Raw genomic sequence first — 25,441 nt, forward strand, 5'->3', positions numbered from 1 at the left:
CACCCGTGCGGGACCGCCCGCAACCGCCCCGACGACGATGTGCTCCGCGCCCTCGCGCTGAACCATGTGCAGGACGGCTTTGCGGTACTCACCGGGGTCACCGTCGCCGTACGCGACCGGGAGATCCTCGCCGTCGTCGGCCCAAGGGGCAGCGGAAAGACCACGCTGCTGCGCTGCCTGGCCGGTCAACTGCGCCCGGCCACCGGTGAGTTGTGGTTCAACAGTAGGCCGCTGCACACCCTGCGCACCGCCGCACTCGACCGGCTGCGCGGAGAACGGTTCGGGTGGGTCGGCAGCCGCGCCGATCTTGTACCGGAGCTCACCGCCCTGGAGAACACCGCACTGCCGCTGCTGCTGGACGGCCACCGCGGGCGGCAGGCACGGAAGCAGGCCAACGACTGGCTGGCTCGGCTGGACGTCGCGGAACTCGCCGATCTGCGCCCGGCCGCACTCAGCCCGGCGCAGCGTCAACGAGTCGCGCTCGCCCGCGCTCTGGTCCGCGAACCGTCCGTGCTCTTCGCCGACGAACCCACCGCCGCGCTCCACCGCCGCGACCGCGGACTGCTGCTCCGCACCCTCGCCACCGCCGCCCGCTCACACGGTCTGACCGTGGTGCTCTCCGGTCCGGACGCACCGGTTGCCGGTGCGTCGCCGACCGAGGAGATCGACCAACTGCCGTACGAGGCGCCGCAGTTGGCCGACCGCACGGTACGCCTGGTCGACGGCCGGTGCACGGAGGTTCGTCGGGCGCCCGAGCAGGGCCGGCCCGGCGCAGACGGCGGTCGACCGCGCGCAGACGGCGGTCGACCGCGCGCCGAGGGCGGGCAGGCGCGCGCCGGGCGCGCACGCCCCACGCCGACCGGGCGCGCACGCCCCGCTCCCCCAGAGCCCGTACGCCCCGCTGTCACCGGCCCCCGACGGGATGCGGCTCCGTGCTCGCCCTCCGTCTGATCCGCGGCGCCCGGCTGGCGACCCTGGCACCGCCGGCGCTCGTCGCCGCCGCCTCCGCCGCGGTGGGCGTACTGCTGCTGGCGGCTCTCACCCAGGCCGTGCGCGAACCCGGGGAGGCCGCAACCGCGCGACTGCTGTGGTGCGTTCCACCGCTGACGGCTGTGGTCGCCCTGGCGGTGTGGACGGCGTCCGGCAGCAGCTCCGCCACCGCATCCGGCCCTGCGGAGTCCGGCGCGGAGAGCCGCGGGCGGGCGGCGCTCGCCTCCTGGCGCTGCCTGTCCGCCGCGGCGCTGCTCGGAAGTGCCGCGGCGCTCGCCTTCCAAACGACGCCGCGTACGGGCACCGGCGGAGGCGGGCTGACGGTGATCGGTGCGTCGGCCCAACCGGCCGTCGAGGGCGCAGTGTTGCCGCTGCCGGCCGCCCTGACGCTGCTGCTGGTGCTGCCCTGCGCCACCGGCTGCGCCACCGCCCTGGCGACGCGTTCGCGCACCGTCGGCCGCCCGCTTCCCGCCCTTCGCGGCTCGCTCATCCTGCTGGGGTGCGGGGGCGTGGCGATCACGGCCGCGCTGGTGCTGGGCACCGCCTCGCGTCCCGGGGCCGCGCTGGTCGCGCTCGGCCTCCTGGCCTCCGGTCCCGGACTCACCGCCGCGGCCGGGCACCTCCTCACTCAGGCCCGCCCGGGCCCGGCCCGACTGCTTGCCGGCCGTGCGCTGCTCGCCGAACCGAGCGTGCTGGGAGCCCCGTTGGGCGGGCTGACGGCCCTGCTGTACACGGTCACGGCAGTGCGGCAGCGTCTCACCCCAGCCGACCCAGCCGCCCCGCACATCGGTCTGGCCTGCGCGGTCGTGCTGCTCTGCGCGCTGGCCGGTCTGGTACTCGCAGCGCGACGGCGCACTCCCAGACGCACCGCCACCAGGGCCGCGCTGCACTGCATCGGTGCGCCCGCCGGGCTGCCTCGCCGGGCGGCCCTTCTGCGGGCCGGAGCCCTGCTGGCGGTCTTCCTGCCGACCACCGCCGCACTCACCGCGCAGCTCGGCTAGGAGCCCGGGCGGTCACCCTCGTCCGGACGGTCACCGTCTTCCCGGCGGTCACCGTCTTCCCAGCGGGCGCCCTCTCGCGGGTGGAGTTCCTCGTCCGCGCCCAGCCAGACCGCTTCCGCCGGATCGAGGTCCACACTCACCGCCTCGCCCGGCCGCGGCGCCTCACGCAGCGCGCAGGACGCCTGGAGCTCCGGTCCGCGCTCGGGGGCGAGCAGCAGCGCGACGTGGTCGCCGCGGAAGGTGCGCGCCCGCACCCGGCACGCCAGTTTGCCGGCCGCGCGCAGTCGTACGCCCGTCGGCCGCACCAGCAGAGCCCCCTCGCCCGCAGGCGTGCCGGGCAGCGCAATCGGCCCCCACGGCGTACGCGCGACGCCCTCAGCGACGGTCGCCCGTACGACGTTGTCGAACCCCAGGAAGCGGGCGACGAAGGCGGAGGCAGGCCGTTGCCAGACCTCCAGCGGGGTGCCGCTCTGAGCGATCCGGCCCTCGCGCATCACCAGTACGCGGTCCGCGAGCGCGAACGCCTCGCTCTGGTCGTGGGTCACGGCCAGCACCGTGGTGCCCAACTCCGCGAACAACTGCTGGAGTTCCAGTGCGAGTCGCTCCCGGAGCGAACGGTCGAGCTGACCCAGTGGCTCGTCCAGCATCAGCAGCCGCGGCTGCGGCGCCAACGCCCTGGCCAGCGCCACACGTTGCTGCTCGCCGCCGGAGAGCGAGGCGATGGCGCGATGTTCGGCGCCCGGCAGCCCGACCATCTCCAGCAGCTCGGCGACGCGTGCCGCGGCCCGCTGCTTCGACACACCGTGCATCCGCAGCCCGAAAGCGACGTTCCCGCCGACGTCGCGCTGGGGAAAGAGCTGGTGGTCCTGGAACATCAGCCCCAGCCCCCGGCGGTGCACCGGTACGCCCCGCTGGTCCGCTCCGTCGAGCAGCACCCGCCCGCTGTCCGGCTCCCGGAGACCCGCGACCGCCCGCAGCAGCGTCGACTTGCCGCTGCCGCTCGGCCCGAGCACACACACCGTCTCCTGCTCCTCGACCCCGACGTCGACGTCGTCGAGCACGGTGCGGTCACCGAAGCGCACGGTGGCGGACTCGACTCTGAGCGCGGCCATCTAGAACTCTCCCGAACGGTTGGTACGAACCCTCTCCAGCGCCAGCAGCGTCACCGCGCAGACCAGCATCAGGATGGTGCTGAGCGCCATCGCCTGCCCGTAGTTGAGCTCGCCCGCCCGGCCCAGCAGCCGCTCCACCGCCACCGGCAGCGTCGGCTCGTCCGCCCTGGCGATGAAGACGGTCGCGCCGAACTCGCCGAGCGAGACTGCGAACGCGAACCCCGCCGCAACCAGCATCGCGCGGCGAACCAGCGGGAAGTCCACCTCCCGCCAAGCGCGCAGCGGCGATGCTCCGAGCACCGCGGCGGCCTCCCGCAGCCGATCGTCCACCGCACGCAGCACCGGCAGCATGGTGCGGACGACGAACGGCACTCCGACCAGCGCCTGGGCCAGCGGCACCAGAATCCAGGAGGCGCGCAGGTCCAGCGGCGGCTCGTCCAGCGTGATCAGGAAACCGAAGCCGACCGTCACCGCGGACACCCCGAGCGGCAGCATCAGCAGCGCGTCGAACCCTCGCACCAGCGGTCCCGCCCGGTGGGTGAGCGCCGCAGCGGCGAGCGTGCCGACGGTGACGGCGATCAGGGTCGCCACCGCGGCGTAGGACAGGGAGTTGCCGACGGCGGCGAGCGGCGGCACGACGAAGGTGCTGGCGGCGTCCACCGGGGCGTTGAGCGCCCGGTAGAAGTCCAGTCCGTAGCCGCCCGGAGCCGCGAGTGAACGTTCCACCAGCACCAGGAGCGGCCCCACCAGGAGCACCGCGATGACGACCAGCTGCGAGGCCAGCAGCGCCCACTGACCCGCGCCGCTCGGTCTGCGCGCCGCATGGCGCTCGTCCACGAGCCGCAGTGCGCCCTCCCGCCGCCGCACCGTCCAGGCGTGCACGGCCAGCAGCCCGCCGACGGCCGCGAACTGGAGCAGGCTGAGCACCGCCGCGGTGGGGAGGTCCAGGAGCTGCGCGGTCTGCCGGTAGATCTCCACCTCCAGCGTCGCGTAGCGGGCGCCGCCCAGGATCTGGATGACGCCGAAGGAGGTGAAGGTGAAGAGAAAAACCATCAGTGCACCGGCGGCGACGGCGGGCGCCAGGGCGGGCAGCGTCACTCTGCGCCAGGCAGCGAACCGGCTCGCGCCCAGCACTCGGGCGGCCTCCTCCTGCCGGGGGTCCAGCTGCCCCCAGAGCCCGCCCACGGTGCGCACCACCACGGCGTAGTTGAAGAAGACGTGGGCCAGCAGGATCGCCCACACCCCCGTGTCCAGCCGGACTCCGAAGTGGTCATCGAGCAGCCCGCCGCGCCCCAGCAGCCCGAGGAAGGCGGAACCGACCACCACCGTCGGCAGTACGAAGGGCACCGTCACCACCGCGCGCAGCAGGCGTTTGCCGGGGAAGTCGAAGCGGGCGAAGACGTACGCGCCGGGCAGCGCGATCGCCAGCGTGAGCGCGGTGGAGGCGGCGGCCTGCCAGAGCGTGAACCACAGCACCTGCACGGTGTCCGGGGAGGTCACCACCTCGGCGGCGCGGGCCAGTTGCCACCGCCCGTCCTCCCGCAGCCCGCGCCCGACGATAGTGGCGACCGGGTAGCCGAAGAAGAGCCCGAAGAAGGCGACCGGCAGGGCCATCAGCCCCAGGCGCACAGACAAGTCGCGCCGCGTACGCCGGAGCGCGCGCCGCGGCGTCCCGCGCTCCGGCGAGCCCGGCAGGCCGTCCGGACGCGTCGTGTCCGGCGGCGCGCTCCGCGCGGTGGCTACTTGAGCAGACTTGTCCACTGCTTGACCCACCGGTCCCGGTTCTCGGCGATGCGCTCGGGAGCCACGTTGTGCGGCTCGTCGATCTCCACGCCGTAGCGGGTGAAGACCTCGGGCAACTCGGCGTCCTCGTGCACCGGGCGTACGAACATGTTCAGCGGGAGGTCCTCCTGGAACTCCTCGGTGAGCAGGAAGTCCAGCAGCGCCTTGCCGCCCTCGGTGTTGCCCGCCCCCTCCAGCAGACCCGCGAACTCGATCTGCCGGAAGCAGGTGCCCTCGGCCACGCCGGTCGGGCCCTCCTTGGGGGCCTTGCCCTCGCTGTAGTGGACCTCCGCAGGCGGGCTGCTCGCGTATGAGACGACGAGCGGACGGTCGCCCTTCTCCCGGCCGGACGCAGAGCCGGTGAAGCGGTCGTTGTACGCCTGCTCCCAGCCGTCGACCATTGCGACCCCGTTGGACCTGAGCTTCTTCCAGTAGCTCTGCCAGCCGTCCTCGCCGTACTTGCCGACGGTGGCGAGCAGGAAGGAGAGCCCCGGCGAGGAGGTGGCGGCGTTCTGCACGACCAGCAGATCCTTGTACTCGGGCTTGACCAGGTCGTCGAGGGTGCTGGGCGGCTCGATGTCCTTGTCGCGGAAGTAGCTCCGGTCGAAGTTGACGCAGACGTCGCCGGTGTCGATCGGGGTGACGCGGTTCTGGCCGGCGTCCAGGCGCAGCTCGTCGGGCACCTTGTGCAGGCCCTTGGTCTTGTGCGGCGCGAAAACGCCCTCGTCCAACGCCTTGGAGAGCATCGCGTTGTCCACACCGAAGAAGACGTCACCCTGCGGCCTGCCCTTGCTGAGCACCGCCTGGTTCACCGCGGCGCCGGCGTCCCCGGCCCGAAGCACCTTCACTCGGTAGCCGCTCTCGCGCTCGAACTCCTTGAGCACGTCCCTGGAGACCTCGAAGGACTGGTGCGTGACCAGAGTGACGTCCTTCTTCTCCGCATCCGACTCGCCACCGCCGGAACCACAGGCGGTCAGGCCCACCACTCCCAGGGCGGTGACGAGGGCAACGGCGTTGGTGCGGCGCTTCATCGTGCTGCTTTCGGCTCACGGGCGCACGGCGGCAGCACGAGAGAGACCGAACTTCCTACCCAGCATGACCTGGGCGAGGTTCGAGGGTCTGCGGCCTGACGGTGCCGCACTCTCAGCGCTGCGCGCGCTCCCCTGTCGGATGGCATGAGCTTGTACGTTCGAACGATATCAGCCGCCCCCGGCGGACGTCGGGGGCGGCGAGATCCCTACTCGGTCGGCTCGGACGCGGCCAACTGACCACAGGCCCCGTCGATTTCCTGCCCTCTGGTGTCGCGAACCGTCGTCGGCACCCCGTGCGCACGCAGTGCCCGTACGAACTCCTGCTCGTCCTCCGGCCGGGAGGCGGTCCACTTGGAGCCGGGAGTGGGGTTGAGGGGGATCAGGTTGACGTGCACCCGCTTGCCCTTGAGGAGCCGGCCGAGCAGGTCGGCGCGCCACGCCTGGTCGTTGATGTCCCTGATCAGGGCGTACTCGATGGAGATCCGGCGACCGGACTTCGCCGCGTACTCCCACGCCGCGTCGAGCACCTCGCGGACCTTCCAGCGGGTGTTCACCGGGACGAGGGTGTCGCGCAGCTCGTCGTCGGGCGCATGCAGGGACACCGCGAGGCGGCACTTCAGCCCCTCGTCGGCGAAACGCAGCATCGCCGGCACGAGGCCGACGGTGGAGACCGTGATACCGCGCTGGGACAGGCCGAGGCCGTCGGGGGTGGGGTCGGTCAGCCGCCGGATCGATCCGAGCACCCGCTTGTAGTTGGCCAGCGGCTCGCCCATGCCCATGAAGACGATGTTGGAGAGGTTGGCGGGGCCGCCGGGGACCTCGCCGTCCCGCAGCGCCCGTACGCCGTCGACGATCTGGTGCACGATCTCGGCGGTGGAGAGGTTGCGGTCGAGGCCGGCCTGGCCGGTCGCGCAGAACGGGCAGTTCATCCCGCAGCCGGCCTGCGAGGAGATGCACATCGTGACCCGGTCCGGATAACGCATCAGCACCGACTCGACGAGGGTGCCGTCGTGCAGGCGCCAAAGCGTCTTGCGGGTGGTGTCCTCGTCGCAGGAGACGTGCCGCACCACACTCATCAGCTCGGGCAGCAGCTCGTCCGCGAGCTTCTGACGCGCGCCGGCCGGAATGTCCGTCCACTGCTCGGGGTCCTGGGTGAACCGGGCGAAGTAGTGCTGCGAGAGCTGCTTCGCCCGGAACGGCTTCTCGCCCGTCGCGGCGACGGCTTCCTTGCGCTCGGCAGGACTCAGATCGGCGAGGTGCCGCGGGGGCTTCTTCGCGCCGCGGGGCGCGACAAACGTGAGCTCTCCGGGTTTCGGCGGGGCCATGAACGAAAACTCCTCCAACGAACGAGGCCCTACCGCGCTGCGACCCGGCATCCCTCACGCGGCGCCTTCGCGGGCGCCGTCGAGGCGGTGGATGCCGGTGGACCCCTCAGAATCTCCCCGCGACCCGCGAGGAGCGACAAGGCCCGCCGACTGGAGCGGCGGGCCTCACCAGGGTAACCGGTCGGGCTCAGCCCGATCCGACGAAGATCACCAGCAGCAGCCACACCACCGGAGCGGTCGGCAGCAACGAGTCCAACCGGTCCATGATCCCGCCGTGGCCCGGAAGAAGTGTCCCCATGTCCTTGATGCCCAGGTCACGCTTGATCATCGACTCGCCGAGGTCACCGAGAGTCGCGCTGGCGGCGACCGCGAAGCCCAGCAGCAGTCCCTGCCACCACCGGCCGTCGTCGATGGCGAAATGCATACAGAGCGCACCCGCCACCATGGCGAACGTCACCGCGCCGAGCAGTCCCTCGCGGGTCTTGCCGGGGCTGATGCGCGGCGCGAGCTTGCGCCTGCCGAAGCGCCAACCCACCGCGTACGCGCCGGTGTCGCTGACGATCGTCAGCACCAGGAAGGTCATCACCCGCCACGGGCCGTCGTCGGCGGCGAGCATCAGCGCCACGAAGGTGGCCAGGAAGGGGACGTAGAACGCGGCGAAGACCCCCGCGCTCACGTCCTTGAGAAACCCCTCCGGCGCCTCGGCCATGCGCCAGGCCAGCAGCGCGAGCACGGTGAGCGCCATCACCACCCAGGCGCCCTCGGCGCCCCGTACGTACCCCGCGATCACCATCGCGGCACCGCCGACGGCGAGCGGGATCAGAGGCGCCCTGATGCCGCGACGCTCCTCCAGCCGGCTGGTGAGCTCCCAGAGTCCGACCGCCACGGCGACCACGAGGACCCCGACGAAAATTTCCTTCACCAGGAAGAGCGAGGCCACGATCACCACGCCGAGACCGACACCGACCCCTATCGCGGCCCGCAGATCACGGCCCGCGCGCTTCTTGCCACCGGGCTTCCCGGCGGCCGGCCGGGGGGTGGCCGCACCGTCGGGCACGCGCGGGCTCCGGTCGCCGCCACCGCCGAGCGGGGCGCCGACCGGGCCGCCGGGCGCGGGCTGCCGGCTGTCACTCTCGTGACCGTCCCGGGCTCCGCCGTCGGACGGGGTCGACATGGGTCCTCCTGACCAGGGCTTCGCGGTGCCTCGCGCGCTGGGCGAGACTGCCGTCGGCTGTGCGGAACCCTGGTCGGGGGGACCCCGGAATCCGGCGGGCGGGTTCGCTCCCCAGGATGAGTCGTTCACTTGATGGCAGCCCTAAATCTCTTGCAGCCCGAGTCGCCTCAGACTTCGAGCAGCTCTGCTTCCTTGTGCTTGAGCAACTCGTCCACCTGCGCCGCGTACTTCGAGGTGGTGTCGTCCAGCTCCTTCTCGGCGCGGCGGCCCTCGTCCTCGCCGACGTCGCCGTCCTTGACCGCCTTGTCGATGGTCTCCTTGGCCTTGCGACGGATGCTGCGGATCGCGATCTTGGCGTCCTCGGCCTTCGCCTTGGCGACCTTGATGAACTCCTTGCGGCGGTCCTGGGTCAGCTCGGGGAAGTTCACCCGGATGATATTGCCGTCGTTGGACGGGTTGACGCCGAGGTCGGAGTCGCGGATGGCCTGCTCGATGTTGCGCAGCGCGCTCTTGTCGAACGGGGTCACCACGGCCATGCGCGGCTCGGGCACCGAGAACGACGCCAGCTGGTTGATCGGGGTCGGGGCACCGTAGTACTCCGCCACGATCTTGTTGAACATCGCCGGGTGGGCACGGCCCGTACGGATCGCGGCGAAGTCCTCCTTGGCGACGACGACCGCCTTCTCCATCTTCTCCTCGGCTTCGAGGAGGGTCTCTTCGATCACCACGTGCTCCTGGGTTCGATGACTGAGCGGGTAGGAAAGGTGTGACTCGGGTCGGACGGCGGGGTCACGCACCGGCCACGTCCCTTGCGGGACACTTCGGTTGCCGACCGTTCGTAGACCGTACCCGCGCGGTGTCCGGCCGGCGGGCGAGTCGCTCGGAACCGAACCGCGAAGGCGGCACCGGCCCCAAGTTGCCGCTGTGGTACGGCTCGTGGCGTCAGCCGCGGGACGACTGGGCGCCCACGAGCGTGCCGATCTTCTCACTCTTGGCCGCCCGCGCGATATTGCCCTCGGCCAGCAGCTCGAACACGACGATCGGCAGCTTGTTGTCCCGGCAGAGCGTGATCGCCGTCAGGTCGGCGACCTTGAGATCGCGCACGATGACCTCGTCGTAGGTCAGCTCGTCGAACTTCACCGCTTCGGGGTTCTTCGCCGGGTCCGAGTCGTAGACCCCGTCCACTCCGTTCTTGCCCATCAGCATGGCCTCGGCGTGGATCTCCAACGCGCGCTGGGCGGCGGTGGTGTCGGTGGAGAAGTACGGCATTCCCATGCCGGCGCCGAAGATGACCACACGGCCCTTCTCCAGGTGCCGGATCGCGCGCAGCGGGATGTACGGCTCAGCGACCTGCCCCATGGTGATCGCAGTCTGCACCCGGGAGTCGATGCCCTCCTTCTCCAGGAAGTCCTGAAGCGCGAGGCAGTTCATGACGGTGCCGAGCATGCCCATGTAGTCGGAGCGCGCCCGCTCCATCCCGCGCTGCTGCAACTCCGCGCCGCGGAAGAAGTTGCCGCCGCCGATGACGATGGCGATCTGCACACCGTCACGCACCACGGAGGCGATCTCGCGGGCGATCTTGTGCACGACGTCGGGGTCGACGCCCAGACCTCCGCCGCCGGAGAACGCCTCCCCGGAGAGCTTCAGCAGAAAACGGCGGGAACTGTCGCCGTCGGCCTCGTGGGCATCGCCCGCATCCTTGCTGTTCCTGCCGTTGCTGCTCATGAAGATCTCCTCGTGCACATGCGAGGAGGCCACTGCCTCGGGTCCTCGCGGCTCCCTCGGGCAATGGCCTCCTCGGTTCAGCTCGTGTCAGCTGTGGCGCTCCGCACGGGCTCGGACGCGGTGTCCGGCCCGGTCAGAGCTGCCGGATCGACCCTATCGGGTCGGTCTCCGATCACCTCACCGGCTACGGCGTAAGCGAGACGGTCAGGCACCGACGCGGAAGCGGGCGAAGTGCTTCAGCGAAACGCCGGCCTCGTCCAGAACCTTCTGGACCGACTTCTTGTTGTCCTTGGCGAACGGCTGGTCCAGAAGGCAGTTCTCCTTCAGGAAGCCGAAGACACGACCCTCGACGATCTTGGGCAGAGCAGCCTCGGGCTTGCCCTCCTCCTTGGCGGTCGCCTCGGCGACGTGACGCTCGTGCGCCAGCGTCTCCGCCGGAACGTCCTCGCGGGAGAGGTACTTCGGCGAGAACGCGGCGATGTGCTGCGCCACGTCCTTGGCGATCTCGGCGTTCTCCTTGTCCAGCTCCACGAGCACACCCACCTGCGGCGGCAGGTCGGGCATGGTGCGGTGCAGGTAGGAAGCGACGAAGCCGCCGGAGAACTGGGCGAAGCGGTCGAGCACGATCTTCTCGCCGAGCTCGGCGTTCTTCGCGTCGACGTAGGCCTGCACGGTCTGGCCGTCGAGCTCCGAGGCGAGCAGCGCGGCGAGGTCGGCCGGCTTGGTGGCGGCCACGTGCGCGGCGAGGGCGCTCGCGGCAGCCTGGAACTTGTCGCCCTTGGCGACGAAGTCCGTCTCACACTTCAGCTCGACCAGCACACCGGAGGTGGCGTCCTCGGCGATGAGGGAGACGACGGCGCCGTTGGAGGCGGTGCGGGACTCGCGCTTGGCGACGCCCTTCTGGCCCTTGACCCGCAGGACCTCGATGGCCTTGTCGACGTTGCCGTCGGCCTCGTCGAGGGCCTTCTTGCAGTCCATCATGCCGGCGCCGGTCTGCTCACGGAGCTTCTTGACGTCAGCGGCGGTGTAGTTCGCCATCCTTCAGTTCCTTTGGTGTCCACTGGGCCCGTACGGCGCTCGGCGCTCGATGGGCTCGTCGGTCATGAGGTCGCCGTCACGGTCGGCTGGACGGCCGCCTCCCCGGTCGGGGGGGGCGGCGTCTGGCGCAGAGTGGCGCCTGCCGGAGTCCGCTCGGCGGAGGAAAGTGGTTCGAGTGGGGCGGGGCACCACCGGGTGCCCCGCCCCAACGCGCAGATCAGGCCTGCTCAGCCGGCTTCTCGGCCTCGTCGGCCTTGGGCGCCTCGTCAGCCTTCGGGGCTTCGGCAGCCTCGTCAGCCTTGGGGGCGTCCTCGACCTTCGCCTCGTCAGCCTTCGGAGCTTCTTCAGCCTTGGGGGCGTCTTCGGCCTTGGCCTCGTCAGCCTTCGGAGCGTCCTCGCTCTTCTTGGCTTCGCCCTCACCCTCGAGCAGGTCGCGCTCCCACTCCGGCAGCGGCTCGGCGGCCTTCTCGCCACCCTTGGCCTCGGCGGCACCGGAGCGGGCGATCAGACCCTCGGCGACCGCGTCCGCGATCACACGGGTGAGCAGCGTGACGGAGCGGATCGCGTCGTCGTTGCCCGGGATCTTGTAGTCGACCTCGTCCGGGTCGCAGTTGGTGTCGAGGATCGCGACGACCGGGATGCGGAGCTTGCGCGCCTCACCGACGGCAATGTGCTCCTTCTTGGTGTCCACGATCCACACGGCGCTGGGCACCTTGGCCATGTCGCGGATACCGCCGAGGGTCTTCTCCAGCTTCGCCTTCTCACGGGAGAGGACGAGCAGCTCCTTCTTGGTGAGGCCGGAGGCGGCCACATCCTCGAAGTCGATCTGCTCGAGCTCCTTGAGGCGCTGCAGCCTCTTGTGGACGGTGGAGAAGTTGGTCAGCATGCCGCCGAGCCAGCGCTGGTTGACGTAGGGCATGCCCACGCGCGTGGCCTGCTCGGCAATGGCCTCCTGGGCCTGCTTCTTGGTGCCGACGAACATGATCGAACCGCCGTGGGCGACGGTCTGCTTGACGAACTCGTAGGCGCGGTCGATGTACGACAGCGACTGGAGCAGGTCGATGATGTAGATGCCGTTGCGCTCGGTGAAGATGAACCGCTTCATCTTCGGGTTCCAGCGACGGGTCTGGTGACCGAAGTGGACGCCGCTCTCCAGCAGCTCCCGCATCGTGACGACGGCCATGGCCGTTCTCCTTGTGGTACTCGGTTGTCAGCGCCGCCGGGATGGCGAGCGCTCCTGGCGCCCCTGCGCGTGGCTGCCCGCGATACCGCCCGGAGTGAGGGCGATTCGAGGGACCGAGCGACGCGGCCACCTTCGCGAGGTGGCGGGGCGCGCGAAGTCGACCCGATGACCCGGGTCGCCTTCAGAAGTGTACGGGACCCCCGCGGCACCTGACGCCACGGTGAGTTTTCCACAACTGGGCAGTTGTCCACAGATTCCACCCGAACCGCCCAAGTCATCTGAGGCAGTGTCAGAGTGCTGGGCATGTGGCTCTCTCTTCTTGCCGCCCTCAGCGCGGCGTTCTCCCTGGTCTGGCCGCTGTCCGAGGTCCGGGTCGAGCGCCGCTTCGAGCCGCCTCCGAAGCCGTGGGCCGCGGGTCACCGGGGAGTGGATCTGGCGGGCCCGGCAGGGCAGGAGGTGTTCGCATCAGGCCCCGGGACTGTCGCCTTCGCCGGCACAGTGGCAAACCGAGGGGTGGTCTCGCTGGTGCTCGACGGCAGCGGGAGCCCTCCGCTGCGCACGACGTACGAGCCGGTGGAGCCCGAAGTGAGCGCGGGCGAGCGGGTGTCGGCAGGACAGCCCGTCGGCACGCTGCAGGCCGGAGCCGCTCACTGCGGCCGTCGCGTCTGCCTCCACTGGGGCCTGCTCCGCGGGAAGCGCTACCTCGATCCACTGGCGCACGTACGGCCCGTCCGCCCCGTCCTGCTACCGGTGCCTTCGTCCGGGCCGGCACTGCCCGAGTATGCGCCGACACAGGCAGCGGGCGGCTCAGGAGCCGAGGGCGGGGGTCGGGGTCGCGGGGAGGGCGGGCACCTTGGAGAGGCCGGGCGTCGCGCGGAGGGCGGGCACCTTGGGGAGGGCGGCTCTGCCGGCGGTATCGGCGGTGTCGACCGGCGCCGACCGGCGGGCGAAGACCCGTCGGAGCCCGTCGGAGCGATCTTGGATCGCAGACAACAGGCCGGCGGCCAACGCCGCCTGAGCTCGGAGAGCCTCGCCCTGGCCGGGCCGGCTCTGGCCCTCACGGTTGCCGCACTGTGGGCCGGCTCCCGAGTCCGCGCCGAGACCACGCGGCCAACGAAGGACACCGAACCGTCTCGTACCAGAAGGCGGGGCAGAGTCCGGCGGACCTCTAGCCCGCCGCCCCGGGGCGCTCGCCCCGCACGCCGTGCAGCGCCATCGCCACGGCCGCCTCCGTAACCTCGGAGCCTGGCTCCGCGACACCGAGCTCGATACGGCGCACGGCCGCGTCCACCACGCCCTGCAGCAGCATCGCCGCAAGCCTCGGCTGCCGATGGCCGAGTTCCTCCAGCGCTTGGACGGTCATGGCGATCAGCCCGCCGTGTGCGGCGCGAATCTTCTCCCGGGCGCCCTGGTCCAGCTCACTGGCGGAGATGGCGACCACTGCCCGGTGGCGTCGGTCGCCCACCAGCGCGAGCTGGGTGCGAACATACGCCTCGATCTGCGCTTCGGCGCTGGTGGCCGACTGCATCGCCATTTCCACCTCGGCGGCCCAGATCGGGAAATCGACCGCGCACAGCTCCTCGACGACAGCGGCGCGCGAGCGAAAGTACTCGTAGACGGAGGAGCGGGCGAGGCCCGTACGCTCGGCGAGCGCCGGAAAGGTCAGCGCCTCCGTGCCGCCTTCCGACAGCAGTGACCTCGCAGCGTCCAGGAGGGCGCCGCGCTGCATCGTCCGGTGCTCGGCCACCGAGGCCGCTCGAATCCTGGGCACGCTCCCACCTTAGATAAAGCGACCAGCTCGACGAAAGCCCCGGAGCACACACGTCACTGCCGCACCCTGCACGCAGTCCTGCCGCACCGCAGTGCACCGACAGCGTCACCCCGCCACATCGGCCATCTTCGCGCGCAGCTGAAGCACCGACTTGGTGTGGATCTGACTCACCCGGCTCTCTGTGACACCGAGGACGGCACCGATCTCCGCGAGCGTCAGACCCTCGTAGTAGTAGAGGGTGACGACGGTCTTCTCCCGGTTGGGAAGAGTGTTGATCGCCCGAGCGAGCAATCTCTTCACCTCTCGCCCCTCGGCGATCTCCACGGGATTGTCGGCGGCGGTGTCCTCCAACGTGTCCATCAGGCTCAGCCGGTCACCACCCTCCGCACCGACGTGGAGCAGTTCCTCCAGCGCCACCACGTTGGCCAGCGAGAGCTGGCTGAAGACACTGTGCAACTCCTCGACGCCGACCCCCATCTCGGCCGCCACCTCCGCCTCACTCGGCGTCCGGCGCAGGGCGGCCTCCAACGTGGCGTACGCCCGCTCGACCGCCCTCGCCTTCTGCCGCACCGAACGGGGAATCCAGTCCATCGCGCGGAGCTCGTCGATCATCGCGCCGCGGATTCTGGAGATCGCGTAGGTCTCGAACTTGATGGCGCGATCGAGATCGAACTTCTCGATCGCGTCGATGAGTCCGAACACTCCGGAGGAGACGAAGTCGGCCTGCTCGACGTTGGGCGGGAGGCCGACGCTGACCCGCCCGGCGACGTACTTGACCAACGGCGAGTAGTGCAGGATCAGTTGCTCGCGCAGATTCTCGTCCCCGGTGCCCTTGTACCGCTCCCACAGCTCCTCCAACGTGGTGGGCGCGGGACGCGGCGCGGCTGCTGGCGCCATACGTGTGGAGACGGGGGTCTGGTGGGGCATTCGTCACCTGGAGCAGTTCTGCCGTGGTTGAGGCGTCAGCGGAGGGTGCCGGAGTACCGGGCGGCGGCATCGGCGGGCCGGTGGTCTGACGCCGGGGTCATTCACCAGGGGCTGACGTGGTGGGGGAACCACGTGAGCGTAACGTGATCAATCGACCACAACCGGCGAGGAACCTTCCATCCGACATCCGCAGATACGTTCTTCGCCCCGCACCCTGGTGGTACACGCAAGCCGGCTGACCTCGTCCGCGCGGTCCCGAAGTCCACCGAACTGCGTGCATGACCTCACCTTTTCACTGAATCGCCGCAGTTCAAGGACCGTTCGGTCACCCGTTGGTGGTCCTCGCACGTACGTGTGAGCTGCCAGTGACCTCCCTGGCGTTCGACAAAACCGAGGGTGCCGAGCTCCAGCAGCCTGGCGTGCACCTCCGGCTCGACCATGCGAAGCCGCCGGGAAAGGCTCAGCGCTGTAACGGCCGTACGGGCGGGCAGCGCCTCCAGGACCTCCCGGCAGCGCGGATGCAGCAGGTCCCGAGGCAGAACAGCACCCTCCTGCCTGGGCGCGAGCTCGCCGATGTCCCCGATGAGCTCGATGACCTCCGCCGCACTGGTGACCAACTCTCCCTCCTCGCGCAGCAGTCGGTGCACTCCCGCCGAGAGCTGGGAGGTCACGGGCCCCGGCACTCCCATCACATACCTCCCGAGCTCCGCGGCTCGGCGGGCGGTCACCAGCGAGCCGCTGCGCACCTGGGCCTCGACCACCACCGTCCCGCGGGTGAGCGCCGCGATCAGCCGGTTGCGCTCGAGGAACCGGCTCCGGGTGGGGTGAGCGCCGAGCGGGAGCTCTGCGACGAGCACGCCTCTCTCGGCGATGCGGGCGATCAGCTCGCCGTTGGACGCCGGATAGGCACGGTCGACTCCGCAGGCGAGCACTCCGATCGTCAGCCCTTCCGCTGCCAGCACCCCGCGGTGCGCGGCGCCGTCGACGCCGAAGGCGGCACCGGACGTCACGCACCAACCGCGGTCGGCCAGCTCGGCCGAGAGCTGCGCGGCGACCTGCAACCCGTACCCGGAACAGGCACGCGCGCCCACCACGGCGGCCGACCGCAGTGCGGCGAACCGCAGCGAGCATCTGCCACGCACCCAGAGCCCCACTGGCCGTGCCTCGCCCAGATCGTCCAGCTGCACTGGCCACTCCCGGTCTCCCGGGCACAGGAACCGGCCACCCAGCGCGGCGACCTCCGCCAGCTCCTCCTCGGGCCTGGCCTCCTCGATACGCGTCTGCCAGGTGCTCAGTCGACGCTCACCGACCCCCGGAAGCGGCCGGCCCTCGCACAATGCGCCATAGACCCACTGCGCCCCCTGCTCAGCCAGCAGCTGTCCCAGCCGTACGTCCCCCGGCTCCGCCGCCCTCGTCAACGCGGCACGGGCACAGCGCTCGGCCAACAGGACGCTCTCCGCGGGGTCTTCGTGCCGCGAGGTGTCCGGCTCACCGGCGACACCGCCCTGCGCGGGCAGCCCGACACCGCCGCCCTCGCCCCGTGCCGGCAGCCCCACGCCCTCGGCACTCACCGCGCCGCGCCGCTTCCGGTGGCCACCGCTCCACGGCTCACCCCCGTCCGCAACTCGAGCGCGAGATCGACATCCTCCTTGGTAGGACGCGCGTGGTCCGCAAGGTCGGCCAGGGTCCAGGCGACCCGCAGCACCCGATCCAGACCCCGCGCGGTGAGAAAGCCCCGCTCCATATCGCTTTCCACCGTGCTCAGCGCGCCTCGCTCCAGCGGCCAGCGAGTTCTGAGCTCGTGCCCGGGCACCTCGTTGTTGGTGCGCCAGGGTGTGCCGGTCAGACGCTCCTGCGCGCGCTGCCTCGCCACCGCCACCCTCGCCGCGACGGTCGCCGTGCTCTCCGCGCTGCGAACGGCTCCGAGCAGCTCCGCCCGGCTCACCGGCTCGACCTGCACCCGAAGGTCGACCCTGTCCAGCAACGGCCCGGACAGTCTCGCCCGGTAGCGGCGCACGGCCGCAGGACGGCACTCGCACTCCCCCGCGGTGGTGCCGTGCCTGCCGCAGGGGCAGGGGTTGGCGGCCAGCACCAGCTGAAGCCTCGCCGGCATCCGCAGCATCCCCTGGGACCGGGCGATCATGACGTGGCCGGACTCCAGCGGTTGCCTCAACGCGTCCAACACCCTCGGTGCGCACTCCGCGGCCTCGTCGAGGAAGAGCACCCCGTGATGGGCGAGGGACACCGCCCCGGGCCTCGGCAGACCGGTGCCGCCGCCGATGAGCGAGGCCATGCTCGCGGAGTGGTGCGGCGCGTAGTACGGCGGCCGCGAGACCAGCGGTTGACCGTGGGGCAGCACCCCGGCAACCGAGTGCACCGCGGTCGCCTCCAACGACTCCTGCCTGCTGAGCGGTGGCAGGATCCCCGGCAACCGCTCAGCGAGGAGCGTCTTGCCGGCACCCGGAGGCCCCTTGAGGAAGAGGTGGTGCCTACCTGCGGCCGCCACCTCCAGCGCGGCGCGGGCGGTGTGCTGGCCGGCGACCTCGCAGAGGTCGACCTCACCGCCGCCCCCGGCCGACAGCCCGCCCCCGGGCACGGCGAGCCCGGCCAGGCCCAGGTCGGGCAAGCCGTCGGACGCAGCCGGCTCCTCCTCCGGCACAGCCTCGTCCATCAGCACCGCGATCAGCTGACCCAGGCTCCGCACTCCGAGCACCGCCACTTCGGGCACGAGCGCGGCCTCTGCCGCGGTCTGCTCCGGCACGACGACCTGCCGGTACCCGGCATCGGCGGCCGCCAGCACCGCGGGCAGCACGCCCCGAACCGGCCGCACCCTGCCGTCGAGCCCCAATTCCCCGATCATGAGCAGATCGGTCAGCCGACGCGGGTCGATTCGCTCCGCCGCCCCGAGCACAGCGCAGGCGACCGCCAGGTCGAAGCCGCTGCCGCCCTTGGGCACTGCTGCCGGGCTGAGCCCGACGGTGAGCTTCTTCTGCGGCCAGTCGACACCGGAGTTCACCACCGCCGCGCGCACCCGATCCCGGCTCTCGACAAGCGACTTGTCGGGCAGTCCGACGAGAGTGAAGGTCGCGACGCCCGGCTCCAGATCCGCCTGAACCTCGACCAACACGCCCTCGACACCGACCAGAGCGACCGAGCAGGTCCTGGCAAAGCCCATCAGGCGATCCCCCTGACGTGCTGGACCAGCGGCGCGCCCGCCGCGGGGAGCAGAACGCCCACCAGGTCGATGCGCACCCCGCCGTGCGGCGGGCGGCCGTACCGGCTGATCCACCGCTCGCACAGCCAGCGCGAGGCGAGCCTGCGGAGTCGCTCAGCCTTGCGCGGAGTGACGGCTGCGAACGGATGCTCGAAGCCGCCGAGCCGGCGGGTCTTCACCTCGCACACCACCAGTGCGTCCGCCTGGCGGGCAACGATGTCCAGCTCCCCTTCCCGGCAACGCCAGTTGCGCTCCAGGATCGCCATCCCGGACTCCCGCAGCCGTCGCGCCGCGAGGTCCTCTCCATAGCGGCCGATTGCATTGCGCATGTTCATCTGCACCACCTCCACGCCGAACTCTGGACGAGGAATCAGGAGGAAGTGGATCTTGATGAATTTCTGTGGACAACTCACCAGTTGTGGACAACTCCGCCACCCGAAAGGGGCGTTCTGCTCCCTGAGGGCAGCCACCGGTCCGCGGACGCGCCGATCGACGGCTCCGACGGCTCCGACGGCTCCGACGGCTCAACGGTGCACCTCGCCGTGCGCCACCCGCCGCCGCTCGCACCACCGGACGCCGTACTGGCCGGTGGTGTTGTGTGCGGCCGATGCAACAACACTCGGGCAGAGGGCCACACCATCGGCGGGGAAAAGTCACGCCGGGAGGCAGACCTCTCTGCGGTACGACCGCACCCGGGCGCCCCTACCTGATCCGCCCCGGGTCGCACCGGCGAAAGCGGAGGATTCGCGTCATCGGGTGATTCGGCCGGACGACCGTCGCGCTGCGGTGATCTTGGAGATACCTTCGACTCCGAGCACGGCCGAGACGCGGACACGGCACAGAACCGCGCCCCACGGACCCGCGCGGTACAGGCAAGGCACAGGCACGAGCGAACTCACCGGCAGGCGAAGGGGCACCCATGACGACCTCCGCCCGGACCGAAGCGCAGTCCGTGCCGCCGGCCCGGACGCCCTGCGGCGCCCGGGCCGGCGGCACGGACTGCGGCGTCAGGTGCCGAAGCCGGAGTCCTCCGGCAGATTGAGGTCGCTCTTGTTGAGCTCCTCGATGTTCACGTCCTTGAACGTCAGCACCCGTACCTGCTTGACGAAGCGGGCGGGTCGGTACATGTCCCAGACCCAGGCGTCCGCCATGGCGACCTCGAAGAAGACCTCGCCCTGGTCGGAGTGGACATGCATCTCGTAGTCGTTCGTGAGATAGAAACGCCGCTCGGTCTCGATCACGTACTTGAACAGACCGACGACATCCCGGTACTCCCGGTAGAGCTTCAGCTCCATCTCGGTTTCGTACTTCTCGAGATCCTCGGCGCTCATGGCGGTGTTCCCCTTCAGCCGTGCGTTCCCCCATTGTGCGTCAGGGTGCAGCCTGCCGTCCGCCCCGCCGCGCAAACGGGCCGTACGCGGCGCCCGCCAGTATCAGGACCACGCCCACCCCGGAGGTCCACAGCACCGGCTCCAGCGGACCCGGCGCAGAGACGCCTCCCGGCAGCTCGGTGAACGCGGGCGGCCGGCCGACCTTCCCCGCGTCCCCCATCGGCCAGACGGTCGCGTCGACCCTGGCCCGTACGGTGTCCCGCCGCACCGCGCCCTCCGCGCTGTCCTCGAGGTGCTCGCGCGAGTCCAGGGAACTGTCCCTCTTGTCACCGAGCAGGAAGAGCCTGCCGGAGGGGACGGTGGCGCTGAAATCGGTCGGCGAGGCACGCTTGCCGCCGCTGCGGTACGGCTCCTCGACCGGAGTGCCGTTGACGGTGAGGCGGCCCTGCCCGTCACAACAGACGACCTTGTCGCCGCCGACACCCACCACCCGCTTGAGCATCGGCATGTCGCCCCACTGCGGGTCCTCGAAGACGACGACGTCACCGCGGCGGACCTCCGAGCCGTCGATGCGCTGGGCGAGCACGCGCTCCCCTGCCGAGACCGTCGGAGTCATCGAGTCCGTCGGGACGGTGTACGGCTGGTACTGGTACGCGCCCCAGGCGAAGCCGCCGAGGAACAGTACGCAGCCCAGCGCCACCGCGACCGAGGAGATCGCGTGTCCCGTACGGGCCTGCCGTCCCGCTCGTTCTTCCGTGTCAGTGCTCATCACAGCTCCCGAGATCCGCCGGTCTGGGCGCACCCTACCGCCGAGTCACATCACTCACCGCGTGCTGGCCGGCGGCCGACGAATCGGCCGGACCGGCCGTGCGGCCCGCCGCATGCTCCCGCTCAGTCGCCCTGGTCGGTGCGCAACAGGCGCCTCCTGCGCACCAGCACGATCGGCAGCGCACCGAGCAGCCCGAGGGCGGCAGGCGTCGCCGCTCCGGCAGCCGAGAGGTTCTGCTCGTAGGCGTCGGGCACCGGAAGCGTGCTCCACCTGTTGGGCGGCCAACCGATGACCACCGCGCGGCCCACGATGTCCTCCTCGGAGATCGTGCCCTTGCCCGGGAGCTGCTGGTGGTAGCGCGAGTCCAGGCTGTCCTGGCGGTGGTCGCCCATCACCCAGAGCCGGTCCTCGGGCACCTTGACAGGGCCGAACCCGTCCCGCTCGCACGGGATGTTGCCCGGGAAGAGGTAGGACGACTCGTCCAGCGTCCGGCCGTTGACCGTGACCTGACCGCCTTCCTCGCAGGCGACGGTGTCGCCTCCTGTGGCGATCACTCGCTTGATGAGGTCCTTGTCGTTGGCCGACGGCATCAGGCCGATGAAGCTCAGCGACTTCTGGATGAAGTTCTCCGAGACCTCCGGGCCGTCCAACCAGCCGCCCGGGTCCTGGAAGACGACGACCTCGCCCCGCTCCGGCGTCGAACCGAACCACGGTGTCAGCTTGTCGACCAACACCCGGTCCCCGCGCTGAAGGGTGTTCTGCATCGAGTCCGAGGGAATCGAGAACGCCTGCAGCAGGAAGGTCTTGATCAACAGAGCCAGGATCAGGGCGATACCGATGAGCAGCGGGAGCTCCCGCCAGAACGAACGCTGCTTCTTGCGCTTCGCGTGCCGCCCGGCGTCGTCACCACCGGTCCCGTGGTCCTCGGCCTCCTCGGTCCCGGTCGGCTTCTCCGCCTCGGCCGGCTCGCGGTGCTCGGCCCCGAGTCGCCCGCCGTTCCGGTCGTCGAGTCGCCCCTCGGGCTCGTCTCCGCCAGAACCGGACCGTGCGCCAACCGCCAAGTCCCCCACATCCACTCCTCACGCTGCTTCGCCGCCTGGTCGACAACCGACGCAGGCCCACCACTCCCATAACGAGCGGGAGTTCCGCAGGGCTCGGGAGAGTCACCAGGAGATTCTCTCCCACTCCTGGCCCGGGCCCGTCGCGTATACTGCCCGGCTGCGCGGCGCTGCTGCTGGTCACCTCGGGGCCGCTGCTCCCGCCGTCGGGGACCGAGGCGTACGCGCCGTGCTCCTCCAGGCTGCCCCAGTTCTTGTACGGCCAGGCAATCACGACCGCCTTGCCCACCACCAGGTCCTCGGAGATGGTCCCCTTCCCGGAGTCCTTGAGGTGGTAGCGGGAGTCCGCCGAGTTCTCGCGATGGTCCCCCAGAACGAAGATGCGGCCCTCGGGGACGTCCACCTCGAAGTTCATCGTGGAGGGCTTGTTGCCCGGGTACAGGTAGGGCTCGTCGATCGGCTCGCCGTTGACCGACACCCTGCCGCTCTTGTCGCAGCACTTCACCTTGTCGCCGCCGACGGCGACCACGCGCTTGATCAGGTCCTGCTCGTCGTCGCTCGGCAGGATCCCGATGAACGTCAGCCCCTGCTTCAGCTGCTTGATCACCGGCGGATCGTTGGCCGTGGGAAGCTCGCCGGGCTCCAGCCATCCGCCCGGGTCCTTGAAGACGACGACGTCGCCGCGCTCCGGCCGCGAGCCGAACCACGGGGTGAGCTTGTCGACCAGCACTCGGTCGTCGATCTTGATCGTCTGCTCCATCGAGCCCGACGGGATGACGAACGCCTGCACGAGGAACGTTTTCAGGAACAGCGCTATCAGCAGCGCCACCCCTATCAGGATCGGGATCTCCTTGGTCGCGGAGAGCCGACGCCGACGCTTGATGCGCTTGGCGGCACGACGCCGGGCGGCGCGCCCCTCGCCCGGACCGCGCAGGGTCGGGCCGACGGGTGTGGGCACGGGCGGCTGCTCCCCGTCGGAGGAGTGACGGCCGTGGGCCGCCACACGGCTCTGCCCCGATGTGGGCTTTCCGCGCTTACCCACGGGACGCCCCGATGTCCGCCCATCGGCCGATCGGCCAGATGACCCGCTCCACCCGGCCGATCACCTTGTCGACCGGCACGGTCCCGCCACCGGGGTGTCCCAGGAAGTGCCGGGAGTCCTGGGAATCGGAGCGGTGGTCGCCCATCACCCACAGCCGACCGATCGGCACCACCGTGTCGAACGGCACTTCGGAAGGCCGGTCCTGCGGGTGGATGTACGGCTCTTCCAGCGGCTTGCCGTTCACCTCGAGCCTCCCCGTTGAGTCGCAGCACTTGATGCGGTCGCCCTCGGTGCCGACGACGCGCTTGACGTAGTCACTACCCGGAGGCGACGCGAGTCCAACTACGGCGCCCGCAGAGCGCACCAGGTCACCCAGCGGATCGGACTCGGTCGCCTCGGTGAATGACCCGGTCCCGTCGAAGACAACAACGTCTCCGCGCTGCGGAAGGTTGCCGAATCGGTAGGCGAGCTTGTTCACCAGGATGCGATCGCCCGGCTCGAGGGTGTTCGCCATCGAGCCGCTGGGGATCGCGTACGGCTGTGCCACCAGGCCGCTGAACAGCATCAGGACCGCGATCAGCCCGCCCCCGACCAGGGCCGCACGCACGAAACGCGACCGTCCGACCCGTCCCCGCGAAGGGTCGGGCGAGCGGTCGCGTTCCGGCTGCTGAGCGGAGGTGTCCATCGGATCGGTGTCCATCGGACGGTGGGTCCAGCTCTTCGCGGACCCGGACCCGATGGGTCTCCGCGAGGCGCACGGCCTCGCGAAGGGCCTCAGTTCTCGCGCTTCTCCTTGATCTTGGCGGCCTTGCCACGCAGGTCACGGAGGTAGTACAGCTTCGCGCGACGCACGTCACCGCGGATCACGCGCTCGATCTTCTCCACCACGGGGGTGTGCACCGGGAAGGTGCGCTCGACGCCCACGCCGAAGCTGACCTTGCGGACCGTGAAGGTCTCGCGGACGCCCGAGCCCTGGCGGCGGATGACGGCGCCCTTGAACTGCTGGACACGCGAGCGCGAACCCTCGATGACGCGGACGTGCACGTTGACCGTGTCGCCGGGCCGGAAGTTCGGGATGTCGCTGCGCAGCGATGCGGAGTCGACGGAGTCGAGAAGGTTGGACATGCTCGTCTGCTTTCCTCGCCCATGCCACAGGTCATCGGCGGAAGTGTGTGGATGATGATGGAGTTGCCCCACATCCGGCGGCGTTGGTCCCCCTGTGGCAGGGTCGCGCGCCGACGCCGGGCACAGCCGGTCATTCTTCCACGGGGACGTCCGGTCGCCAAAATCGGCCGTTCCGGTCCTCCTGCCAGCCCAGCTCGGCAAGAGTCGCCCGGTCGTGTCTGTCGAGTGTCCCGGCGCCCAACTCCCGGATCAGATCGGGGCGGTGGGCGCTCGTGCGCTCCAGTGCGCGGTCCCGGCGCCAGCGTTCGACCCGGCCGTGGTGGCCACTGAGCAGCACCTCGGGGATCCCGCGGTCCCGCCACAGCGGCGGCTTGGTGTAGACGGGGCCCTCGAGAAGACTGGCCATGGCGCCGCTCGCGAAGGAGTCGTCCCGGTGGGAGTCGGCATTGCCGAGCACTCCGGGGAGCAGTCGGGCCACCGCCTCGACCATCACCAGCACCGGCGCCTCGCCGCCCGCGAGCACGTAGTCGCCGATGGAGATCTCCCGCACGTCGTGGCGCTCGGCGTACTCCTCGATCACCCTGCGGTCGATGCCCTCGTACCGCGCGGGGGTGAAGACCAGCCAGGGGCGCTCGGAGAGCTCCTGGGCCAGCTGCTGGGTGAACGGCCGGCCGCTGGGGGTCGGTACGACGATCACCGGCTCGCCCTCGCCCGACCCGATGACCTCGTCCAGCGCCTCGCCCCAGGGATCCGGCTTCATCACCATGCCGGGGCCGCCTCCGTAGGGCGTGTCGTCGACCGTGTGGTGGCGGTCGTGGGTCCACTCCCGCAGATGGTGGATCCGCACGTCCAACTGACCGCGCGCTCGCGCCTTGCCGACGAGCGAGACGTTCAGGGGCTCCAGGTACTCGGGGAAGATGGTGACGACGTCCAGCCTCACTCCGGGCCATCCTCTGCGAGCAGGCCGGGTGGCGGATCGATGACGGCGCGCTGCTCGTCCAGGTCGATCTCCGGAACGATCTCGGTGACGAAGGGCACCAGCACCTCGCCGCCGTCGGCACGACGCACGATGAGCAGGTCCTGCGCCGGGAGATGGGCGATCTCCTCGATGCGCCCGACGACGACGCCCTCGGTTGTGACGACCTCGAGGTCGATCAGCTGGTGGTCGTAGTACTCCTCGGGGTCCTCCGGGGTGTCCTCCGGGTCGATGTCGGCGATCAGCAGAGTGTTGCGGATCGCCTCCGCGCCCGTGCGGTCCCGCACCCCCTCGAAGCGCAGGAGCAGACGCCCGCTGTGCACCCGGCCGGTCTCGATGGTGAGGGGGCCCCGCTCGGCGGGGTCGGTGTGCAGTACGGCGCCGGGGCCGAGCCGCTGCTCCGGCTCGTCGGTGCGCACCTCCACGGTGACCTCGCCCTTGATCCCGTGAGCACGGCCGATCCGCGCGACTACGAGCTGCACTGTCTGTCCTTCGCGTCTGCTGGGTTCGCGTCTCCTGCGGCGCCGGATGCGCGCGCCGGTGTAACAACGCGGCACGGGCCGGGGACGGCGGGCCGAAACGGCCTTCGGTCCCCGGCCCGTGCCGGTGACGTGCTGTGTTCCGCGTCAGCGGATGGCGTCGACGTCGACCAGGTCGACGCGGATGCCACGGCCTCCGAGCGCGCCCACGACGGTGCGCAGGGAACGAGCGGTACGGCCGTTGCGGCCGATCACCTTCCCCAGGTCGTCCGGGTGGACCCGGACTTCCAGCACCCGTCCACGACGGAGGTTGCGGGATTCGACCTGCACCTCGTCGGGATGATCGACGATGCCCTTGACCAGGTGCTCGAGGGCGTCCTCGAGCATC

24 protein-coding genes and 2 pseudogenes are annotated in these 25,441 nt (G+C 70.6%); 3 read left to right on the plus strand and 23 right to left on the minus strand.

The features are described 5' to 3' along the window. Positions 1-39: 39 nt before the first annotated feature. Together JGS22_RS00315 and JGS22_RS00320 are read left to right on the plus strand one after the other, a co-directional pair. A pseudogene (locus JGS22_RS00315) lies at positions 40-780 on the plus strand (ABC transporter ATP-binding protein); the annotation flags it as partial. A gap of 152 nt (positions 781-932) precedes the next feature. After that, positions 933-1,991: a hypothetical protein gene (locus tag JGS22_RS00320; protein ID WP_211042349.1), complete on the plus strand. Its 1,059-nt coding sequence runs from the start codon at positions 933-935 to the stop codon at positions 1,989-1,991. On the opposite strand, the gene JGS22_RS00325 is transcribed toward JGS22_RS00320, so the two are convergent. The 9 genes from JGS22_RS00325 to rpsB form a co-directional block, all read right to left on the minus strand. Next, the gene (locus tag JGS22_RS00325; RefSeq protein ID WP_211042350.1) at positions 1,988-3,103 is read right to left on the minus strand and encodes an ABC transporter ATP-binding protein; all 1,116 of its coding nucleotides are present in this window, start codon (positions 3,101-3,103) and stop codon (positions 1,988-1,990) included. The two genes, JGS22_RS00320 and JGS22_RS00325, sit on opposite strands and share 4 nt — an antisense overlap. Beyond that, complete coding sequence (locus tag JGS22_RS00330; protein WP_308405783.1) at positions 3,104-4,732, minus strand: ABC transporter permease; 1,629 nt, start codon at positions 4,730-4,732, stop codon at positions 3,104-3,106. It lies immediately after the preceding gene. Positions 4,733-4,842: 110 nt separating this feature from the next. Beyond that, positions 4,843-5,916, minus strand: a complete 1,074-nt coding sequence (locus JGS22_RS00335; protein WP_211042351.1) for a thiamine ABC transporter substrate-binding protein — start codon at positions 5,914-5,916, stop codon at positions 4,843-4,845. Between the two features lie 206 nt (positions 5,917-6,122). Continuing rightward, positions 6,123-7,241: a dual-specificity RNA methyltransferase RlmN gene (gene rlmN, locus JGS22_RS00340; protein WP_211042352.1), complete on the minus strand. Its 1,119-nt coding sequence runs from the start codon at positions 7,239-7,241 to the stop codon at positions 6,123-6,125. A 187-nt stretch (positions 7,242-7,428) separates the two neighbouring features. Continuing rightward, on the minus strand, positions 7,429-8,415 hold the full coding sequence (locus tag JGS22_RS00345) for a phosphatidate cytidylyltransferase (RefSeq protein WP_236072979.1): 987 nt from the start codon (positions 8,413-8,415) through the stop codon (positions 7,429-7,431). Positions 8,416-8,582: 167 nt separating this feature from the next. Continuing rightward, positions 8,583-9,140, minus strand: a complete 558-nt coding sequence (gene frr, locus JGS22_RS00350) for a ribosome recycling factor (protein WP_211042354.1) — start codon at positions 9,138-9,140, stop codon at positions 8,583-8,585. 217 nt (positions 9,141-9,357) lie between these two features. Then, complete coding sequence (gene pyrH / locus JGS22_RS00355; RefSeq protein WP_211042359.1) at positions 9,358-10,140, minus strand: UMP kinase; 783 nt, start codon at positions 10,138-10,140, stop codon at positions 9,358-9,360. 204 nt (positions 10,141-10,344) lie between these two features. Beyond that, complete coding sequence (gene tsf, locus JGS22_RS00360) at positions 10,345-11,178, minus strand: translation elongation factor Ts (RefSeq protein WP_211042355.1); 834 nt, start codon at positions 11,176-11,178, stop codon at positions 10,345-10,347. 217 nt (positions 11,179-11,395) lie between these two features. Continuing rightward, positions 11,396-12,361 (minus strand): 30S ribosomal protein S2, encoded by a 966-nt coding sequence (gene rpsB / locus JGS22_RS00365; protein WP_211042356.1) that lies wholly within the window; start codon positions 12,359-12,361, stop codon positions 11,396-11,398. A 303-nt stretch (positions 12,362-12,664) separates the two neighbouring features. On the opposite strand from rpsB, the gene JGS22_RS00370 reads away from it, so the two are divergent. Next, positions 12,665-13,597 carry a M23 family metallopeptidase gene (locus tag JGS22_RS00370; RefSeq protein WP_216814794.1) on the plus strand — a complete coding sequence of 311 codons (933 nt, stop codon included), beginning with the start codon at positions 12,665-12,667 and terminating at the stop codon, positions 13,595-13,597. Here the strand turns inward: JGS22_RS00370 and JGS22_RS00375 are convergent. The 14 genes and pseudogenes from JGS22_RS00375 to JGS22_RS00440 form a co-directional block, all read right to left on the minus strand. Further along, positions 13,530-14,108: a TetR/AcrR family transcriptional regulator gene (locus JGS22_RS00375; protein WP_216815058.1), complete on the minus strand. Its 579-nt coding sequence runs from the start codon at positions 14,106-14,108 to the stop codon at positions 13,530-13,532. The genes JGS22_RS00370 and JGS22_RS00375 overlap by 68 nt on opposite strands. A gap of 129 nt (positions 14,109-14,237) precedes the next feature. Further along, the gene (whiG, locus tag JGS22_RS00380) at positions 14,238-15,059 is read right to left on the minus strand and encodes an RNA polymerase sigma factor WhiG (protein ID WP_211042056.1); all 822 of its coding nucleotides are present in this window, start codon (positions 15,057-15,059) and stop codon (positions 14,238-14,240) included. Positions 15,060-15,343: 284 nt separating this feature from the next. After that, a complete protein-coding gene (gene dprA, locus JGS22_RS00385) occupies positions 15,344-16,630 on the minus strand; it encodes a DNA-processing protein DprA (protein WP_372454167.1) in 1,287 nt (428 codons plus the stop codon). Further along, entirely contained in the window at positions 16,627-18,234 is a 1,608-nt protein-coding gene (locus tag JGS22_RS00390) for a YifB family Mg chelatase-like AAA ATPase (protein ID WP_211042055.1), read from the minus strand. Before JGS22_RS00390 ends, dprA begins: the two co-directional genes overlap by 4 nt. Next, a complete protein-coding gene (locus JGS22_RS00395; protein WP_211042054.1) occupies positions 18,234-18,608 on the minus strand; it encodes a YraN family protein in 375 nt (124 codons plus the stop codon). Before JGS22_RS00395 ends, JGS22_RS00390 begins: the two co-directional genes overlap by 1 nt. A gap of 672 nt (positions 18,609-19,280) precedes the next feature. Next, the gene (locus JGS22_RS00400; RefSeq protein ID WP_211042053.1) at positions 19,281-19,604 is read right to left on the minus strand and encodes a DUF2469 domain-containing protein; all 324 of its coding nucleotides are present in this window, start codon (positions 19,602-19,604) and stop codon (positions 19,281-19,283) included. A gap of 40 nt (positions 19,605-19,644) precedes the next feature. Beyond that, complete coding sequence (lepB, locus tag JGS22_RS00405) at positions 19,645-20,373, minus strand: signal peptidase I (protein ID WP_211042052.1); 729 nt, start codon at positions 20,371-20,373, stop codon at positions 19,645-19,647. A gap of 122 nt (positions 20,374-20,495) precedes the next feature. Next, the gene (gene lepB, locus JGS22_RS00410) at positions 20,496-21,434 is read right to left on the minus strand and encodes a signal peptidase I (RefSeq protein ID WP_211042051.1); all 939 of its coding nucleotides are present in this window, start codon (positions 21,432-21,434) and stop codon (positions 20,496-20,498) included. Positions 21,435-21,747: 313 nt separating this feature from the next. Further along, positions 21,748-22,473: pseudogene (lepB, locus tag JGS22_RS27235) on the minus strand (signal peptidase I); the annotation flags it as partial. After that, positions 22,466-23,158, minus strand: a complete 693-nt coding sequence (gene lepB / locus JGS22_RS00420) for a signal peptidase I (RefSeq protein ID WP_211042057.1) — start codon at positions 23,156-23,158, stop codon at positions 22,466-22,468. The gene lepB (JGS22_RS00420) and the pseudogene lepB (JGS22_RS27235), both read right to left, overlap by 8 nt. Before the next feature lie 89 nt (positions 23,159-23,247). Then, a complete protein-coding gene (gene rplS, locus JGS22_RS00425) occupies positions 23,248-23,598 on the minus strand; it encodes a 50S ribosomal protein L19 (RefSeq protein ID WP_211042050.1) in 351 nt (116 codons plus the stop codon). Between the two features lie 130 nt (positions 23,599-23,728). Continuing rightward, positions 23,729-24,538, minus strand: coding sequence for a tRNA (guanosine(37)-N1)-methyltransferase TrmD (trmD, locus tag JGS22_RS00430; RefSeq protein ID WP_211042049.1), 810 nt, complete (start codon positions 24,536-24,538; stop codon positions 23,729-23,731). After that, on the minus strand, positions 24,535-25,056 hold the full coding sequence (gene rimM, locus JGS22_RS00435; protein WP_211042048.1) for a ribosome maturation factor RimM: 522 nt from the start codon (positions 25,054-25,056) through the stop codon (positions 24,535-24,537). Before rimM ends, trmD begins: the two co-directional genes overlap by 4 nt. Before the next feature lie 144 nt (positions 25,057-25,200). Next, a complete protein-coding gene (locus JGS22_RS00440) occupies positions 25,201-25,440 on the minus strand; it encodes an RNA-binding protein (RefSeq protein ID WP_211042047.1) in 240 nt (79 codons plus the stop codon). Between the last annotated feature and the right edge of the window lies 1 nt (position 25,441).

The sequence above is a fragment of the Streptomyces tardus genome (assembly GCF_018101125.2).
Classification (GTDB): Bacteria; Actinomycetota; Actinomycetes; order Streptomycetales; family Streptomycetaceae; genus Streptomyces; species Streptomyces tardus.